This window comes from Actinoplanes sp. HUAS TT8 (assembly GCF_051380535.1).
Classification (GTDB): Bacteria; Actinomycetota; Actinomycetes; order Mycobacteriales; family Micromonosporaceae; genus Actinoplanes.
Map to the genome: position 1 here is coordinate 2,471,136 of NZ_CP195646.1, position 17,576 is coordinate 2,488,711.

The following is a 17,576-nucleotide window of genomic DNA, read 5'->3' on the forward strand; positions in this document are numbered from 1 at the left end:
GAAGGAACCGTGAGTGCCAGCTGGGGGTTGCCGGCTGGTGGTGAGGGCTGCTAAGCGGGCGGGAAGGAGCCGTGAGTGCCAGCTGGGGGTCGCCGGCTGGTGCTGGAGGGTGTGAGGACGTCGGGGAACCGGCCCGGGCGCCGGGCGGGTGGGGAGTCAGGGGAGCAGGCAGGCGGGTGAACCGGTGTGGAAGACCGCACCGGTCGGCTGCGGTGAAGGACCGGCCGTGAAGGTCACGACCGTGTCCGAGTGCTGGTTGGCGACGTGGACGAGTCCACCCTCCACCACGAGGTCGCGCGGCCAGGCCCCACCGCACGGCACCTCCGCGATCGGCCGCAGGTCCAGGTCGAAGACGGCCAGGGTGTCGGCACCCCGGTTGGCCACGTACAGCAGGTCACCGTCGAGCCGGATCGCGCTGGGCAGGTTTGACCCGCCGAAGCCGGTGGTCGGGACCGATGTCAGCACCTGCTCGCCGTCGAGCAGCAGGATCTGTGAGGACAGCTCGCCGACCAGATACCGCCGCCCGGACGGCTGGGTCACGAAGTGGCGCGGCCCGGTCCCCGCCGGCACCACCGTTTGACCGGTTCCGATCAGCTTGCCGCCGCGCAGTCGGTAGTGCCACAACCGGTCCGACCCGAGGTCCACCACGGTCACCGCCCCGGACGGGTCCACGACGACCTGGTGCGCGTGCGGCCCGTCCTGCCGGTCCGCCCGTGGCCCGCTTCCGTGAAGCATGACCAGGTCCGTGTACGCCCGCAGCACACCCCCACCCACGGGATGCACCGACACACTGCCGCTCCCGTAGTTGGCTACCAGCACATATCCGTCTGGGTGATAGGCCAGGTGGCACGGCCACACCCCGCCGGTCGGCACGGTGGAGAGGACGGCCAGGGTGTGCCGGTCGTAGGAGCTGACCGTCCCGTCCCCGGTCTCGTTCACCGCGTACAGGAAATCGTCTTGGGAAATGATGTAGGACGGTGACGGTGTCTCGACACTGGGTCCGCCGGGTATGACGAGCCCGGTGCCGTTGCCGCCCATCTCCGCGGTGTAGCAGCCGATGATCACTGGCGCTCCAGCTCGACGAGGTCCGCGTCATGAGACACCGTCCAGCGGACCGGCAGCCCGACCGCCATGAGATGACTCCCCGAATAGGTGTCCGTTCCTGATCGGTAGCGCGCGGTGGGTTCGAGTCCTCGCAGCGGCAGCCGGATGTCGCGGGCCGGCACGGTGTCCTGCCCGTCAAGGCCGCCCGCGTTCCACGCCAGGACGACGACGCGTGACCCGTGCGTGTACTGCACGGCGCATCGTGCCTGGTCAGGCCCGCCGATCCGGTGCACCTCGCCGCGAGTGATCACCTCGCGGACCGCCTTGTACCGCGCGATCCACTCCGCGGCCTCGGCCCGTTCCGACGGGCTCCACCGGGTGATGTCAGCGCCGATCCCGAGCACCCCGGCGCTGGCCAGCACGAACCGGAAGGCCAGGGACCGTTTCTGCACATCGAACAGTCCGGGTGCGTCGGTCACCCACGAGCTCATCAGGTGCGGCGCGTGGGCGGAGAGGAAGCCGTGCTGGATGCGCAACCGATCGAGCGGCGCGGTGTTGTCGCTGGGCCACAGCACGTCGGTGCGGGCGGCCGTCGCGTAGTCGACCCGGGCGCCACCGGCGGCGCATCCCTCGATGGTCACGTCCGGGTGGGCTGTCCGTAAATGATCGAGCACGCGGTAGAGGTTGCGCACGTGCGCGCCGTCGAGGTCGGCCGTGTCGCGGTCGGCTTCGGTGCGGGGACGGTTGAAATCCCATTTCACATACCCGATGGGGTACGTCGTGAGCAGCCCGTCCAGGGTGTCGCGCACGAACGCGAACACATCCTCGCGCCCCAGGTTCAGCAGGTACTGATTGCGGATCGTGCTGCGTGGCCGCCCCTGCGCCTGATAGATCCACTCCGGGTGCGCCGCGTACAGCGCCGATTTCGGGTTCACCATCTCCGGCTCCACCCACAGCCCGAATTCAAGACCTTTTGCGCGTACGGCGTCGACGAACGCCCCGAATCCGTCCGGGAACTTCGCCGGGTCGGGCGTCCAGTCCCCGAGCCCGCCGGTGTCGTCGTGGCGTCCCACGAACCAGCCGTCGTCCACGACGAACGTCTCCACGCCGAGCGAGGCCGCCACGTCGGCCAGGGCCAGCTGCCCGTCCGCGGTGACGTCGAAGGTGGTCGCCTCCCACGAGTTGTAGATGACGTTGCGGGTCCGGCCGAGCCGCTCCCCGGCCAGGTGCCGCTCGTAGGCGTGCCACTGCCGGGCCACCCCGTCGACCCCGTCCGCGCTGTACACGCCCACGGCCACCGGTGTCGTCACCGTCTCGCCGGGGCCGAGCCGCACCGGCTCGCCGGTCACGGATCGTCCGGCCCGGATCCGGGTGAGCCCGGCGTTGTCGGCGTCGGCGGTCAGGTGCCACGACCCGGTCCAGGCCAGGCCCACGCCGTACGCCGCGTCGCCGTTCTCGATGGTGAGCGTGGGCGAGAACAGATGCCCGGTCACGCCGAGCTCGCTGCCGATCTGGAACCGCCCGCGGGTCAGGATGGTCGTCGCCGGCGTGAATTCCTGCGCCCACTGCCCCCACAGGTAGTGGAGCGTCGCCCCGGCCGGGGTGGGCACGGTGAAGCCGGCCGAGTCGAGCCGGGTCAGCGTGAGCGGTTCCGGTCCGCCGTTGTGCAGGGTCGCCCAGCGTTCGAGCACGTCGGTGCCGGGCGCGAACCGCCAGCGCAGGGTCGCCCGCAGCCCGGTCACGTCGTCGACCAGGGTGGCGGTCAGCCCGTCGCCGTCCTCGACGCCGTCGAGCCGCCAGGTCAGCGCGTGACCGGCCACGGACAGGTCGGCGCCGGTGAACGGCCGCAGCCCGTCCGGCGCGTATTCGAGCGCGGCCACGTCGCCGGGCAGCATGTACTGCACCTTGCCGTGGAACGCGTACGCCGACGGCCCGTCGGTGACGCCGTGCGGCCCCCAGGCGACCAGTTCGATCCGGTCGTTCACCGTGTATTCCGTGCTGTCGCCGGTGATGGTCCACATGCTCAACGGTTCTCCCGGAACTCGTCGTTCAGTCGTCGCTGCAGGTCGACGTCCTGCCACATCGGGTGGTGGGGCGCGGCGTTGGAGCAGATCACCGTGCCCCAGGCGCCCAGGTCCCGGGCCCGGCGGACGGCGTGCTCGCAGATCTCGGCGCCGACCGGGCCTTCCTCGAAGTTCGCGTGCAGCGGGGTGTAGCCGACCCAGCCCTCGCCGAACACCAGCGGGATCCCACGCCCGGCCGCGTAGTCGGCGGCCACGTTCAGCCAGGTGTCGAGCGTTTCCCGCATGGCCCGGCGGTGCTCGCCGTACCGGTCGTAGAGCCACCGGTCCCACCTGTCCGGGTCGCACCAGTCGTGGGTGTAGATCTCGCGCTGCGGCACGATCGTGGCGGCGGTCTTCCACGAGTCGGGCGGCCGCCAGTCCGGCAGCGGCGGTGCGTCGTCGCGCAGCAACTCGGCGAACGCCCGCTCCTGCGGGAACGGCCGGCCGGTGTCGCGCAGCGCGAACTCGTCGATGAGCTGGTCGAGAACGCCGTACACATAGGGGTGAAAGACCGCCACGTCCTGGTTGCGCGGCAGCCACCGCATCTGGCCGACCGGCACGCGGCTGAAGTTGGCGGCCACCGGAACACCGGGGTGGCGTTGCTTGAAGCGGTCGATGCCGCGTTCCAGCGCGTCGCGCATACCGGGTAGCCCGGATCCGTCGTTGAGGCCGCTGTGCGTGACCTCGTTGTGCAGCTCGACGTAGGCGACCACGTCGTCCAGGCCGTGGTCGCGCAGGAAGTCGATCAGTGCGGCGTGGGCGTCGGCCAGCACCACGGTCCGGTCCTCGAACGGGACCGCCTGCAGCGCGCGGTGCCAGGCGTCGTCGACCGCGAACGACGGGCTCTGCTGGTACTCCCAACTCGACACGATGACCCGGCAGCCGTGGGCCTCGGCCTGGCGGAACAGTTCGAGCAGATGTGCCCGCCCGTCGATTGCCGACCCGTCCGGGGGTACGTCGTACCAGCGCGTCCGCTGACCGAACTCCCCGCCGAGCCCGGAGAATCGCAGCGCGGACGTGTCCAGGCCGGAACCGAACAGCAGGTAGGGCATCGCGCAGATCCGCACGGTGTCGTAACCCCGGTCGACCGCCTGTCCGAAGACCAGAGCAAGGTCCCGGAACCGGGTGTACCAGGTGAAGTCCCACAGGGTGATGTTCACTTGGCCGACCCCACGAGCAGGCCGGACACGAAGTGCTTCTGGAAGGCGAAGAACACGATCGCGGTCGGCACGGCGGCGATCACCGAGGCCGCCGCCACCACGTTCCAGTTGCTCACGTACCCGCCCTGCAGGTTCAGCAGCGCGGCCGTGACCGGCAGTTTCGCCTCGGTCCGGAGCACGGTGATGGCCCAGATCAGGTCGTTGAAGATCCACGTGGTGGCCAGTGCGCCGAGCGCGGCCAGGGCCGGGCGGCACAGCGGCATGATGATCCGGGCGTAGACGGAGATCGGCCCGGCGCCGTCGATCCGGGCCGCCTCGGTGATCTCCTCGGGCAGCGCGCGCATGAACCCGTGCAGCACGAACGTGTAGAACCCGAGCCCGAAGCCGACGTGGATGGCGACCAGCGCGATCAGCGTGTCGTAGATGCCGAGCGACTCCATCACCCGCGACACCGGGATCAGCAGGATCTGCGGGGGCAGCAGGTTGCCGGCCAGCATGGTCAGCAGGATCGCCCGCCGGCCGGGGATGGTGTACCGGCTCAGCGCGTACGCCGCCCAGGACGCCAGCAGCAGGCTCAGCAGCACGGCCGGAACGGTCACCTGCACGCTGGTCCACAGCGCCCGGCCCATCTCGCCACGGCCGAACGCCTCCCGGAAGCCGTCCAGCGCGAACGACGCCGGGAACGCCGCGGTGCCGTGCTCGGCGATGTCGTCGAACGAGCGGAACGCCAGGACCAGCACGAACAGCATCGGCGCGACCCAGATCAGGGCCAGCGGTCCCATCACCGCGTGGAAGACCCATCGGCGTTTCATCGGAACTGTCGTCACGCCTCCTCCTTCGTGGCCCGCACCAGGTAGGTGATGATGAAGACCAGGGCCAGCGCGAAGATCACCACGGCGATCGCCGAGGCGTAGCCGAGGTTCAGGAACGTGAAGCCCTGCTGGAACATGTACGTGCTGAGCAGCTCGGACGAGTGGTAGGGCCCGCCCTGGGTCATCGCCCAGACGATGTCGAAGGTCCGCAGCGAGTCGATCACGGTGACCGCGAAGACCACCGTGTTCACCCCGCGCAGCTGCGGCCAGGTCACGAACCGGAACCGCTGCCACGGGCCGGCGCCGTCGACCGCGGCGGCGTCGTCCAGCAGCGGGTCGGTGCCCTTGAGGCCGGCCAGGTAGAGCACCATCACGTACCCGACCTGGCGCCACACCGCGGCGATCAGCACCGCGTAGAGCGCCGTGTCCGGGTCGGCCAGCCACTGCTTCTCCAGGCTGTGCAGGCCGACCGCGCCGAGCAGCGTGTTGATCGTCCCGTCGGGCTGGTACTGCACCCGCCAGAACAGGCCGGTGACCGCCAGTGAGAAGACCATCGGCAGGTAGATGGCGCTGCGGTACAGGCCGACCCCGCGCCGGGGCCGGTTCAGGGCCACGGCCAGGGCCAGCCCGCCGAGCACGGACAGCCCGCCGAACCCGACGGCCCAGATGACGTTGTTCTTCAGCGCCCCGAGGAACACGTCGTCGGAGAACAGGTCGCGGAAGTTCTGCAGCCCGACGGGCCGGGCGGCGCCCAGCCCGTTCCACTCCGTCAGGGACAGGTAGAAGCTGTTGACCGCCGGCCAGAACACCATGCCGACCTCGGCCGCCGCCGGGATCAACAGAAAGAGCCAGACAATTTTCGGTACGGCGTGCAGCCTCCGTCCCCGGCGCAGGGTCGGGGCGGCAACGGTCGGCGGCCGTGGTGGCGCGGCGGTCGTCGTCACGAGCCCAGTACCTTCTTCGCGCTCGCCTGCCACTCGGTGAGGATCTTGCCGACGTCACCGGGGGAGTCGAGGAACTTGGTCAGCGCGGTATCGGCCGTGGTCTGCAGCTCGTCGCTGGAGTCCCGGTTGAAGAACTGGGTGATCGACTTGCTGTCGTTGAGCATCGTGATGCCCTTCTGCACCAGCGGCGAGAACGTGCTGGTGTCGACCTGCGACGAGGTGGGCAGGTTGGACGACTTGGCCAGCTGGATGAACTGCTGCTGGGCCGGTGCCGAGGCCAGGTAGGACAGCAGGTCCTTGGCGCCCTGCGGGTTCCTCGACTTGGCGCTGGCGAAGTAGCCGTCGGTCGGTGCCTCCTCGGCCAGCGGCACGCTCGGGTCGATGATCGGCACCCGGAAGAAGTCGAGGTCGTCGACCTGGTCCTGGGGCACCGCCGAGGTGACGAACGCGCCGATCAGGTACATGCCGGCCTTCTTCGAGGCGAGCGGGGTGACCGCGTCCTGCCACGAGTACGAGCGGCCCTTGGGGTCGATGAACTCGACCAGCTGCTTGTAGTGGTCCATCACGGCCTTGACCTCGGGGCCGTCGAACGAGTGCTTGCCGGCCAGCAGGTCACGGTGGAAGTCGGCGCCGTTGATCCGCAGGTTCAGGTAGTCGAACCAGCCGGAGGCGACCCACGGGGTGGAGCCGGTGCCCATCGAGATCGGCGCGACACCCTTGCTCTTGATCGTCTTGCAGACGTCGATGAACTGGTCCCAGGTGGTCGGGACCTGCACGCCCCACTCCTGGAAGGCCGACTTGCGGTAGAAGACGCCCCACCAGTAGTAGTTCGTCGGTACGAAGATCTGCTTGCCGCCGGCCGTGGACAGTTCCTTGAGCGCGGGCGAGAACCCGGCGCAGGCCCCGTTGCCGGTCCACAGGTCGGACACGTCGAGCAGGAAGCCCTTGCTCGAGTAGTCCCGGGCGACCGAGCCGGCGTACCAGGTCAGCACGTCCGGCGGGTTGCCCGAGTTCAGGTAGGTGGGCAGCTGCGCCCGGAACGTCTCGATGGCAATGGTGTTGAGCGTTGTCTTCGACGTGGTGTAGCCCTCGACGACCTTCGTGAGGGCGGCCTTGGGATCGGGGTCGGACAGGGACGACTGCAGGGTGAGCGTCGTGGCCGCCGCCCCCGACTTGTCGTCACTCCCGGTAGCGCACGCGCCGAGCAGCCCGGCCATGCCGAGACCACCCACCCCGGCGAGGAACCCGCGGCGACTGAGAGGAGCAGAGATCATGCTGAGCCTCCTGGGTTGTGTTTCCAGAAGGTTGCATCAACGTGGATGGGCTGTCAACATATCTTCGTAATTAATGAAGATACGGCGTGCCGGGGGTACCGCATGGATGGACGTTTCGCAGGTCGGACGGCAGTCGTCACCGGTGCGGCCTCCGGCATCGGTGCGGCTACCGCCCATCGTCTGGCCTCGGAGGGTGCCTCCGTGGTGCTGGCCGACATCCGTCCCCCGGACGAGATCGCCCAGGCCATCGAGGACGCCGGGGGCCAGGCCCGGGCGGTCGTCGCGGACGTCTCCAGCCCCGAGGATTGGGGCTTGGTCGCCGCTACTGCGCGTGATAGCTTCGGCCCGGTCGGGGTGCTGGTGAGCAACGCGTACACGGTGGACGTCGCCCCGGCCGGCGAGACCACGCTCAGTTCCTGGGAGCGCCAGATCGCGGTCAACCTGACCGGCACGTTCCTCGGCGTCAAAGCTCTGCTGGGCGACCTCACCGCGGTCGTCGTCGTCTCCTCGGTGCACGCCCTGATCGGCCTGCCCGGCCGGCCCGCCTACGCGGCGGCCAAGGGCGGGCTGGTCGCGCTGGCCCGGCAACTGGCCGTCGAGTACGGTCCGGCGCTGCGGGTCAACACCGTCCTACCCGGACCGATCCTCACCCCGGCCTGGGACTGGGTCGGCGAGGACGACCGTGCGGCGAGCGTCGCCGAGACGGTCGCCGGCCGCTTCGGCACCCCCGAGGAGGTGGCCGCCGCGGTCGCGTTCCTGGCCTCACCCGAGGCGAGCTACGTGACCGGAACGAGCCTGGTCGTGGACGGCGGCTGGACCGCCACCAAGGCCTCGGCATGACCAACGCAACGACAGGGAGAACAACGGGATGCAGTCGTACTCGGCGCGCGGTGTGCACGGTCAGGTCCTCGAAGTCCTCGCCCAGCGGATCCTCACCGGTCAGCTGGCCGAGGGCGAGACCCTGGACATGACCGGGCTGCAGGCCGAGTTCGACGTCAGCCTGACCGTGCTGCGCGAGACGTTGCGGGTGCTCGCGGCCAAGGGCATGGTCGACGCCCGGCCCAAACGCGGCACCTTCGTGCGGCCCCGGTCCAACTGGAGCCTGCTCGACGGCGACGTGCTGCGCTGGCAGTTCGCCCGCTCGCACCACCAGCCCGGACTCTTCGACGACCTGCACGAGCTGCGCGGCATCGTCGAGCCCGGCGCGGCCAGCCTGGCCGCCGCCCGCGCCACCCCGGACGACCTGGCCGCCCTGGACACAGCCCTGGCCGACATGGCCGCGGCCGGCAGCGACGCGGCGGCCGCGGTCGCCGCCGACCTGGCGTTCCACCGGGCGCTGCTGGCCGCCACCCACAACGAGCTCATCCAGCGCATGGAGGTGGTGATCGAGACCGGCCTGGCCGAACGCGACCGCCTCGTCCACGGCGCCGACGGGCCGACCGACCCGGTGCCCAGCCACAAAGCCGTGGTGGAGGCCATTCGTCGGCACAACCCGGCGCAGGCCGCGCGGGCCATGAACAAACTGCTCGACCAGGCCGTCGAAGACGTGGCCCGGCTGGAGAGCGCACCGAGGGAGAACGATGAAGATCGACAGAATTGAGACCTTCCTCGTCCCGCCGCGCTGGCTGTTCTGCCGCGTCGAGACGGACGAGGGCCTGGTCGGCTGGGGCGAGCCGGTCGTCGAGGGCCGGGCCGAAGTGGTCCGGGCCGCGGTCGACGTGCTCGCCGAGTACCTGATCGGCGAGGATCCACTCAAGATCGAGAACCACTGGCAGGTGCTCACCAAGGGCGGCTTCTACCGCGGCGGGCCGATCCTCTCCAGCGCCGTCGCCGGGCTCGACCAGGCCCTGTGGGACATCGCCGGGCAGGCCTACCAGGCCCCGGTGCACGCGCTGCTGGGCGGCCCGGTGCGGGACCGGGCCCGGGTCTACGCCTGGGTCGGCGGCGACGAGCCGGGCGAGATCACCGACGCCGTCACCGAGCACGTCGAGGCCGGTATGACCGCGATCAAGATGAACGCCAGCGGCCGGCTCTCCCCGATCCCGACCAGCGCCGAGATCAACGACGTGGTCGACCGGATGGCCGCCGCCCGGGCCGTGCTCGGCGACCACCGGGACGTGGCCATCGACCTGCACGGCCGGGCCACCCTGCCGGCCGCCCGGATGATCCTGCCCGCGGTCGCCCCGCTGCGCCCGCTGCTGGTCGAGGAACCCCTGGTCCCCGAGCAGACCCACCTGCTCGCCGACCTGGTGCGCTGTGCGCCGGTGCCGGTCGCGACCGGGGAGCGCCTGTTCGACCGGGCCGGTTTCCTGCCCGCGTTGCAGGCCGGCGTCAGCGTGGTCCAGCCGGACCTCTCGCACGCCGGGGGCATCTCCGAGGTACGGCGCATCGCCGCGCTCGCCGAGACCTACGGCGCTCTTTTCGCCCCGCACTGCCCGCTCGGCCCGATCGCCCTGGCCGCCAGCCTGCAGGTCGCGTTCGCCACGCCGAACTTCCTGATCCAGGAGCAGAGCATGGGCATCCACTACCACCGCGGGACGGCCGACCTGCTCGACTACGTGGCCGACCCGGCCCCGCTGCGGATCGTGGACGGGCACATCGCCCGCACCGACGCCCCCGGCCTGGGGATCACCGTGGACGAGAAGGCGGTCCGCCGGGCCGACGCGGCCGGGCACGCCTGGCGCAACCCGGTGTGGCGCCATGACGACGGCTCGTTCGCCGAATGGTGACCTTCGACGCGGCCCGCGGCGGCCGCTGGACCAGCCTGACCATGGGCGGCCGGGAGTGGCTGTGGCACCGGCCGGACGACGCCCGCCACCGGGTCGGGCCGGGTGCCGGGTTCGTCGACGCCGGCGGGGTCGAGGAGTGCATCCCCACGATCCGCGGCCTCCCCGATCACGGCGACGCCTGGTCACGGCCGTGGACGGCGCTGTCGGCGGCGACCGCGGTCCTGGACACCGGCGAGTTCCGGCTGACCCGTATGTTCACCACCTCCGGGGACGCGCTCATCGCGTCCTACCGCCTGGAGGCCGAGCCCGGATGGCGCTTCCTGTGGGCCGCGCACGCCCTGCTCGACGTGAGTCAGGCGGCCCGGCTGGAAGCGCCCGACGGCACCGTGACCAGGGTCGACGGCGGCGGTGACCAGAAGTGGCCGACGCCGCTGGCCGACCTCGGGCCGGACGACGGCACCGCCACCGGCGCGATCCTGCTCGACTGCCCGCGGGTGACCGTCACCGACGGTGAGCGGCTCAGGTTCCACCTGGAGGCGAGCGGGTTGCCGGTGTCCACGGCCCTCTGGCGCAATCTGCGCGGCTGGCCGGCTCTCCGTCCGTACCGAAGCATCGGTGTTGAACCTATGGTGGGCCGCGTCTGGGACCTGGCCGAAGCCGGGCCGGGCGACGCCGCGATCGTGCCCGCAGGCGGCGTCTGCACGTGGCAGCTGACGGTGAGCGCCGCATGATCGACGTCGTCTGCGTGGGGGAGACCATGGCCCTGGTCACCCCCGATCCGCCCGCGCCGCTCTACCTCGGCGGCCCCACCCGGCTCGACCTCGCGGGCGCCGAGTCCACTGTGGCCAGTTACCTGGCCCAGCTCGGGGTGCGCAGCGCCTGGGTCAGCCGGGTCGGCGACGATCCGCTGGGGCTGCTCGTGCAGCGGGGCGTGGCCGGGTACGGCGTCGACGTCGCGCACGTCGTCGTGGACCCGGACCGCCCGACCGGCGTCTTCTTCAAGGATCCGGGCGTGGACGGGACGCGCGTCTTCTACTACCGGGCCGGTTCGGCCGCGTCGGCGATGGACGCCGGCACGCCGGTCCCCGATGCGCGGCTCGTGCATCTGAGCGGCATCACCCCGGCGCTCTCGGACGGCTGCGCCGCGCTGGTCTCGTCGCTGCTGGCGAGTCGGCGCTGCAGTTTCGACGTCAACTACCGTCCGCGACTGTGGCCGGTCACGACGGCCGCTCCCGTGCTGCGTTCGCTGGCCGCGCAGGCGTCCCTGGTGTTCGTCGGCCTCGACGAGGCGCAGACGCTGTGGGGCGTCAAGACCCCGGCCGACGTGCGCGAACTCCTGCCCGAGCCGGCAGTTCTGGTGGTCAAGGACGGCGCCGTCGCGGCCACCTCGTTCCACCCCGGTGGCGTCACCGTCGCCCCGGCGCCGGCCGTGGACGTCGTCGAGCCGGTCGGCGCCGGGGACGCGTTCGCCGCCGGCTATCTGTCCGCGCTGCTGGCCGACCGGCCCGAGGACGAACGCCTGCGTGAGGGGCACCGGATCGCCGGGGCGGCCCTGCGGGTGACCGGCGACATCGCCCGACTGGAGGAAACCCGATGAGCTTCGACGACATTCTCGGCGGCGTCACCGTCATGGCCATCCTGCGCGGGCTCCCACCGGCCGAGACGGTCGCGGTGGCCGGGCAGCTGTGGGACGCCGGGGTCACCGTCCTGGAGATCCCGATCGGGTCGCCCGAGCAGATCCCGGCGCTGCGGGCCACCGCCGCGGCCGCCGCCGAGCGGGGGCTGCGGGTCGGCGCCGGGACGGTGATCACCGTCGAGCAGGTGCGCGCCGCCGCCGGCGCCGGCGCCCAGTACACCGTCGCACCCGGCCTCGACCTGGACATCTCCGCGGCCAGCGCCGCCGCCGGGATGCCGCACCTGCCCGGCGTGGGCAGCGCCACCGACGTCCAGCGGGCCTGGCTGGCCGGGCATCGCTGGCTCAAGGCCTTCCCGGCCACCGCACTCGGCCCGGCGTGGATCACCGCCATGCGCGGGCCGTTCCCCGACGCGAACTTCGTCGCCACCGGCGGGATCGCGGTCGGGGACGTCACCACCTTTTTGCAAGCCGGAGCGCGTGTGGTCGCGCTCGGCGCCGCGCTGGCCGACCCCCGCCAGCGCGACCTGTTGCACCTCAAGAAGGAGTAAGTGTGCGCCTCCTCCGTACTGCTGCTCTCGGTCTTCTCCTCATCCCTCTGATCGCCGCCCCCGCCTACGCCTCACCACCGGTGAGCTCGTCGACCCCCTACATGGGGTGGAACACCTACTTCGGGCTCGGCGGCGACCCCACCGAGGCCGAGGTGAAGTCCATCGCCGACACCATGGCCCGCGACGGCCTGCGCGACGCCGGGTACCGGACCATCTGGATCGACGGCAACTGGGCCGCGCCGACCCCGCGCGACGCCAAGGGTGCCCTGGTCGCCGACCCGGCCCGGTTCCCGTCCGGGATGCGGGCGTTGACGAAATACCTGCACGACCGTGGTTTCCAGGCCGGCATCTACACCGATGCCGGGCCGTACATCGAGGGTCAGTGCGGCCTCGGCAGCTACGGGCACTACCGCGACGACGTCCGCCAGTTCGCCGGGTGGGGCTTCGACGCGCTCAAGGCCGACTGGCTGTGCGGGCGGGCCGCCGGGCTCGACCCGGAAACCCTGTTCCGGCAGCTCGCGACCGAGATCGATCACGCGCCGCGGCCGATGTTCCTGAACATCTGCAACCCGGTCAGCAGCGACTGGGGCGGTGGACCGTACCCGCCGCAGAACCTGTCGACGTGGAGTTACACCTACGCGCCGCGGATCGCCCGGTCGTGGCGCACCTACACCGACGTCGGCCTGGTCGACGTCCAGCCGCAGTGGCAGTACCAGTGGGTGCTGCGCAACATGGACGTCAACGCGTACCACCCGTCGGCGACCTCGCCCGGGCACTTCAACGACCCGGACTACCTGGTGCCGATGCGCCCGATGCCCGGCGGCGGCACCGAACTCACCTTCGACGAGTCGAAGACCCAGCTCGGCATGTGGGCGATGATGGCCTCCCCGCTGATCATCGGCTCCGACCCGCGGACGTTGCCGGCCGAGATGATCGGCGCGCTCACGAACCCGGAGATCGTCGCCGTCGACCAGGACCCGCTGGTCGAGCAGGGCGTCAAGGTGGCCGACACGTCATCGACGACCCAGGTGTGGAGCAAGACGCTGACCGGCAGCGGACGCCGCGCGGTCGCCCTGCTCAACCGGGGTGACACCGCGCAGGACATCACCGTCACGTTCGGGACCGTCGCCCTCGGCGGCGGCGTCCGGGTCCGTGACCTGTGGGCCCGCGCGGACGCCGGCACGTTCACCGGCAGCTACACCACGACGGTCCCGGCGCACGGCGTCGCCATGCTCGGCCTGACCGGAACCGATCAGGTGGCCGGCACCGATCTGGGCGTCGCGTCGGCGGCTCCGGCCACGGCCGGCGGCCGGGTCTTCGCCCGCGGCACCGACGGCACGCTGCAGGAGAACGTCGACGGCCGCTGGCGCGGCCTCAACCTCAAGATCAAAGGCCAGCCCTTCGCGTACGGATCGTCCGGCGGCCGCATCGACGTCTTCGCCCGCGGCACCGACGACCGGATCCGGCACCGCACGCTGACCGGCGGCACCTGGGGCGCGTGGACCGACCTGGGTGGATCGGCGGCCGACGACCCGTCGGTGGCGTTCGTCAGCCCCACCGACTGGACCGTCTTCGTCCGCGGCTCCGACGACCTGCTGCACTCGCGGGGGCCGAACACCGGCTGGACCGTGTTCGGCGGCCCGGACGGCCAGGCGGTTCTCGGCCGGCCCGGCGTGGCGATCGACGGCACCGGGGCCGTGCACGTGACGGTCCGGGGCCGTACCGAATCGATCTCGGAAATCGTGCGCACGGGCACCACCTGGAGTTCGTGGCAGGACCTGGGCGGCACGCTGAGCGGCAGCCCCACGGCGGTGGCCGCCGAGGGCCGGATCTACCTGTTCGCGGTCGCCGCCGACAACCGGCTGTGGCAGCGCAACTTCGTCGACGGCGCGTGGGGCGGCTGGTTCCAGCGCCCCGAGTTCGCCACCGACGAGATCCAGGGCGCGATCGGCGCCGAACCCGGCCCCGGCGGCAGCGCGACGATCGTGCTGCGCGGTGTGGACGGGCACATCCACCGCACCACGCTGTAACCAGGCGGGGGCGCCGGTCATGACCGGCGCCCCCGTTCTCACAGTCCGAGGTAGGCGGCGCGGACCGCGGGGTCGGCGAGCAGCTGCGCGCTGGTGCCGTGCAGGGACACGGTGCCGGTCTCGACGACGTAGCCGCGGTCGGCCACCTCCAGCGCGCGGCCCAGGTTCTGCTCCACCAGCAGGATGGTCAGGCCCTCGGCGTGCAGGCGGCGGATGATGCCGAACATCTGGTCCACCACCTTCGGGGCCAGGCCCAGGCTCGGCTCGTCCATCATCAGCAGCCGGGGGCGGCTCATCAACGCCCGGCCGATCGCGACCATCTGCTGCTCGCCGCCGGACATGCTGCCGGCCAGCTGACCGGCCCGATCCTTGAGCGTCGGGAACAGCTCGTGGACGTGGTCGAGGGAAGCGGACCGGTGGGCGCGGGCGGACCGGTCGTAGGCGCCCAGCTCCAGGTTCTCCCGCACCGTCATCTGCGGCCACAGCTCCCGGCCCTCGGGTACGAGCGCGATGCCCATCCCGGGCCGGCGGTGAGCCGGGATCCGGCTCAGCGAGGAGCCCTCGAAGAGCAGGTCACCGCCGGAGAGGGGACGGATGCCGGCGATCGCGCGCAGGGTCGTGGTCTTGCCGGCCCCGTTCGCGCCGAGCAGGGTGACCAGTTCGCCCTGCTCGACGGTGAGGCCGATGCCGTACAGGGCCTGGGCGTCACCGTAGTGGACGTCGATGTCACGTACCTCAAGCATGGTTGCCGCCCCCGAGGTAGGCCTCGATGACGACCGGGTCGTTGGCGACCTCGGCCGGGCGGCCGTCGGCGATCTTGCGGCCGTGGTCGAGGACGACGACCCGGTCGGAGAGGCTCATCAGCGCGTGCATGACGTGCTCGATCATGATGATGGCGATGCCGCGGTCGCGGATCTGCCGGATCAGGTCGACGAACCGCCCGGCCTCGGCCGGGTTGAGCCCGGCCACCACCTCGTCGAGCAGCAGCACGCGGGGTCCGGTGGCCAGAGCCCGGGCCACTTCCAGGCGCTTGCGGCCGGCCAGGGTCAGCTCGGCCGGCAGCCGGTCGGCCCGGTCGCCCAGGCCGATGAAGTCGAGGATCTCCCGCGGGTCCCGCGACCGGCCGGCGGGACGACCGTAGTGGTGCCCGACCAGCACGTTCTCCAGGACGGTGAGACGGGCGAAGGGCCGGACGATCTGATGGGTGCGGCAGATGCCGTGGTGCACCGACCGGTGCACGGCCCGGCCGCTGACGGGCTCGCCGTCCAGCAGCACCCGGCCGGCGGTCGGCCGGATCGAACCGGCGGCGACCGAGAACAGGGTGGTCTTGCCGGCGCCGTTGGGGCCGATCAGCCCGAGGATCTCGCCCTCGTCCAGGTGGAAGTCGACCCGGTCGACCGCGCGCAGCCCGCCGAAGTGCCGGCTGACCGACTCGCCCACGAGCAGATGGCTCATGTGCCGCTCCGGTCGGCGGCGACCGTGGTGAGCGGCGCGGACCCCGGCCGCCCGCGGCGACCGACGAGGCGGCGCAGCCGGTGGGCCAGACCGGTCAGGCCGAGCGGCTCGAACAGGATGATCAGGATCAGCAGGCCGCCGTACAGCCCGAGGTACAGCTCGGAGTAGTTGGCCAGCAGGAACTCCTGGATGATGACGAAGACCACGGCGCCCCAGACCGGCCCCAGGACCGTGCCGAGGCCACCGATCGCCGCCATCAGGATCAGCCCGATCGAACGGTCGAAGCTGAACATGTCCTGCGGGTCGATGAACGCCTGGTAGGAGGCGTAGAAGCCGCCGCACACGCCGACCATCACCCCGGACAGGAACAGGACCAGGTCCTGGTACAGCGTCGGGTTGACGCCGACGTCGCCGGCCGCCTCGACGTCCTCCTTGATGGCCAGCAGGCCGAGCCCGATGCGGGAGCGGCGCAGCCAGTAGGAGACGGCCACCGCGGCGGCGAGCAGGTACAACCCGTACCAATAGAGCTGGTATTTGGTGGGGTTGGCGGCCAGGGGCAGGGACAGGCCGGAGGATCCGCCGGTGAAATCCGACCAGTACGTGGCGAACAGGCGGGTGGCCTCGCCGACGCCGATCGTGGCGATCGAGAAGTACGGGCCGCGCAGCCGCAGCGTCGGATGCCCCCAGAGCAGCGCGTAACCGCCGGCCACCAGGCCGCCGAGCAGCCAGGCCAGGGCGAACGGGAGGTGCAGGGCGATCATGGCCCGGGCGGCGACGAACCCGCCCACGCCGAACATGGCCGAGTGTCCGAAGCTGATCTGCCCGACGAAGCCGCCCAGCCAGTTCCAGGCCAGCGCCGCCGCCATGAACATGAAGGTCAGCCCCACGATGTCGTGCGTGTAATCGCTGACCGGCAGCAGCAGCGGCGCCAGATACAGCACCACGAGAGCCAGGACGAACAGGGCCGACGCCCGCCGGCTCAGCCAGGCCGGCCACCGGGTCATCGCAGCACCCGCTGCCCGAACAGGCCGCCCGGGCGCAGCACGAGCACCAGGACCAGCAGCACGAAACCGACGGCCGAGGTCAGGTACGGCGGGACCAGGTAGATCGAGAACACCTCGGCGAACGCCAGCACCAGCGCGCCCAGGGCGATCCCGACGATGCTGCCGAGCCCGCCCAGCACGATGATGACGAAGCTCTTGAGCAGCTCACTCGCCCCGAACGACGGGGTGAACGCGAACAGGGTCGAGGCCAGCACCCCGGCCAGGCCGGCCAGCGCGGTGCCCAGGCCGAACGTGAACACGTAGACGCGTTCCACGTTGATGCCGGCCAGGGTGCAGCTGTCCGGGTTCTGGGCCACGGCCCGGATCGCCCGGCCCAGGTAGGTGCGGGTCAGCAGCACGTGCAGGCCGAGCAGCGCGACGACCGCGACCGCGAACACCGCCAGCCGGGCTGCCGAGAAGCTCCCGCCGGCCAGCCGCACCGACGACGTCGCGTACGAGGTGTGGATGACCTGCTCGTTGCCGGTGAACAGCAGGTAGGCGACGTTGCGGATGACCAGCCACAGCCCGAACAGCAGCAGCAGGGACGGGACCGCCCCGGCCGGGCCGCGCGGCAGGAACCGGACCAGTCCGAGGTAGATCCCGGCGCCCACCCCGAAGAACACGACCAGGGCGAGCGGGATGGCCAGGAACGGGTCGAGGTGCCACCGCTCGAACAGCTGCCAGGTCAGGTACGCCGAGGCCATGATGATGCCGCCGTGGGCCAGGTTCACGATGCGCAGGACCCCGTAGATCAGTCCGAGGCCGTACGCCATGGCGGCGTAGAACCCGGCGAGCAGGACGGCCGAGATCGCCAGGACGACGACTTCGCCCATCCCGG

The 17,576-nt window shown here is 71.3% G+C and carries 17 protein-coding genes; 7 read left to right on the plus strand and 10 right to left on the minus strand.

Features of this window, described 5'->3' with window-relative positions; all coding sequences use genetic code 11:
* Window positions 1–156: 156 nt before the first annotated feature.
* The 6 genes from ACSHV8_RS10820 to ACSHV8_RS10845 are packed head-to-tail and all read right to left on the minus strand — an operon-like array spanning window position 157 to window position 7,297.
* Window positions 157–1,065 carry a lactonase family protein gene (locus ACSHV8_RS10820; protein WP_436531912.1) on the minus strand — a complete coding sequence of 303 codons (909 nt, stop codon included), beginning with the start codon at window positions 1,063–1,065 and terminating at the stop codon, window positions 157–159.
* Window positions 1,062–3,065 (minus strand): alpha-galactosidase, encoded by a 2,004-nt coding sequence (locus tag ACSHV8_RS10825; protein WP_436536739.1) that lies wholly within the window; start codon window positions 3,063–3,065, stop codon window positions 1,062–1,064. Before ACSHV8_RS10825 ends, ACSHV8_RS10820 begins: the two co-directional genes overlap by 4 nt.
* A 2-nt stretch (window positions 3,066–3,067) precedes the next feature.
* Window positions 3,068–4,267, minus strand: coding sequence for a cellulase-like family protein (locus ACSHV8_RS10830; RefSeq protein WP_436531914.1), 1,200 nt, complete (start codon window positions 4,265–4,267; stop codon window positions 3,068–3,070).
* Entirely contained in the window at window positions 4,264–5,094 is an 831-nt protein-coding gene (locus ACSHV8_RS10835) for a carbohydrate ABC transporter permease (protein ID WP_436531916.1), read from the minus strand. Before ACSHV8_RS10835 ends, ACSHV8_RS10830 begins: the two co-directional genes overlap by 4 nt.
* Window positions 5,091–6,023 (minus strand): carbohydrate ABC transporter permease, encoded by a 933-nt coding sequence (locus tag ACSHV8_RS10840; RefSeq protein WP_436531918.1) that lies wholly within the window; start codon window positions 6,021–6,023, stop codon window positions 5,091–5,093. The genes ACSHV8_RS10835 and ACSHV8_RS10840 overlap by 4 nt, the downstream gene beginning before the upstream one ends.
* Window positions 6,020–7,297 (minus strand): ABC transporter substrate-binding protein, encoded by a 1,278-nt coding sequence (locus ACSHV8_RS10845; protein WP_436531920.1) that lies wholly within the window; start codon window positions 7,295–7,297, stop codon window positions 6,020–6,022. The genes ACSHV8_RS10840 and ACSHV8_RS10845 overlap by 4 nt, the downstream gene beginning before the upstream one ends.
* 102 nt (window positions 7,298–7,399) lie before the next feature.
* Here ACSHV8_RS10845 and ACSHV8_RS10850 point away from each other — a divergent pair, with 102 nt between their 5' ends.
* Genes ACSHV8_RS10850 through ACSHV8_RS10880 form a run of 7 tightly spaced genes read left to right on the plus strand, consistent with a single transcriptional unit; the run spans window position 7,400 to window position 14,240 of the window.
* Window positions 7,400–8,137 carry an SDR family NAD(P)-dependent oxidoreductase gene (locus tag ACSHV8_RS10850; protein WP_436531922.1) on the plus strand — a complete coding sequence of 246 codons (738 nt, stop codon included), beginning with the start codon at window positions 7,400–7,402 and terminating at the stop codon, window positions 8,135–8,137.
* Between the two features lie 28 nt (window positions 8,138–8,165).
* Window positions 8,166–8,897, plus strand: a complete 732-nt coding sequence (locus ACSHV8_RS10855; protein ID WP_436531924.1) for a FadR/GntR family transcriptional regulator — start codon at window positions 8,166–8,168, stop codon at window positions 8,895–8,897.
* Window positions 8,878–10,026, plus strand: coding sequence for a galactonate dehydratase (dgoD, locus tag ACSHV8_RS10860; RefSeq protein WP_436531926.1), 1,149 nt, complete (start codon window positions 8,878–8,880; stop codon window positions 10,024–10,026). Before ACSHV8_RS10855 ends, dgoD begins: the two co-directional genes overlap by 20 nt.
* On the plus strand, window positions 10,020–10,757 hold the full coding sequence (locus ACSHV8_RS10865; protein ID WP_436531927.1) for a hypothetical protein: 738 nt from the start codon (window positions 10,020–10,022) through the stop codon (window positions 10,755–10,757). The genes dgoD and ACSHV8_RS10865 overlap by 7 nt, the downstream gene beginning before the upstream one ends.
* Window positions 10,754–11,623, plus strand: coding sequence for a sugar kinase (locus ACSHV8_RS10870; protein WP_436531928.1), 870 nt, complete (start codon window positions 10,754–10,756; stop codon window positions 11,621–11,623). The genes ACSHV8_RS10865 and ACSHV8_RS10870 overlap by 4 nt, the downstream gene beginning before the upstream one ends.
* Window positions 11,620–12,210 carry a bifunctional 4-hydroxy-2-oxoglutarate aldolase/2-dehydro-3-deoxy-phosphogluconate aldolase gene (locus ACSHV8_RS10875; protein ID WP_436531930.1) on the plus strand — a complete coding sequence of 197 codons (591 nt, stop codon included), beginning with the start codon at window positions 11,620–11,622 and terminating at the stop codon, window positions 12,208–12,210. Before ACSHV8_RS10870 ends, ACSHV8_RS10875 begins: the two co-directional genes overlap by 4 nt.
* Window positions 12,211–12,212: 2 nt before the next feature.
* Window positions 12,213–14,240, plus strand: coding sequence for a glycoside hydrolase family 27 protein (locus tag ACSHV8_RS10880; protein ID WP_436531932.1), 2,028 nt, complete (start codon window positions 12,213–12,215; stop codon window positions 14,238–14,240).
* A gap of 38 nt (window positions 14,241–14,278) precedes the next feature.
* On the opposite strand, the gene ACSHV8_RS10885 is transcribed toward ACSHV8_RS10880, so the two are convergent.
* The 4 genes from ACSHV8_RS10885 to ACSHV8_RS10900 are packed head-to-tail and all read right to left on the minus strand — an operon-like array spanning window position 14,279 to window position 17,571.
* Complete coding sequence (locus ACSHV8_RS10885) at window positions 14,279–14,983, minus strand: ABC transporter ATP-binding protein (protein ID WP_436531934.1); 705 nt, start codon at window positions 14,981–14,983, stop codon at window positions 14,279–14,281.
* Entirely contained in the window at window positions 14,976–15,695 is a 720-nt protein-coding gene (locus ACSHV8_RS10890) for an ABC transporter ATP-binding protein (RefSeq protein WP_436531936.1), read from the minus strand. The genes ACSHV8_RS10885 and ACSHV8_RS10890 overlap by 8 nt, the downstream gene beginning before the upstream one ends.
* Entirely contained in the window at window positions 15,692–16,699 is a 1,008-nt protein-coding gene (locus tag ACSHV8_RS10895) for a branched-chain amino acid ABC transporter permease (RefSeq protein WP_436531937.1), read from the minus strand. The genes ACSHV8_RS10890 and ACSHV8_RS10895 overlap by 4 nt, the downstream gene beginning before the upstream one ends.
* The gene (locus ACSHV8_RS10900) at window positions 16,696–17,571 is read right to left on the minus strand and encodes a branched-chain amino acid ABC transporter permease (RefSeq protein WP_436531939.1); all 876 of its coding nucleotides are present in this window, start codon (window positions 17,569–17,571) and stop codon (window positions 16,696–16,698) included. Before ACSHV8_RS10900 ends, ACSHV8_RS10895 begins: the two co-directional genes overlap by 4 nt.
* Between the last annotated feature and the right edge of the window lie 5 nt (window positions 17,572–17,576).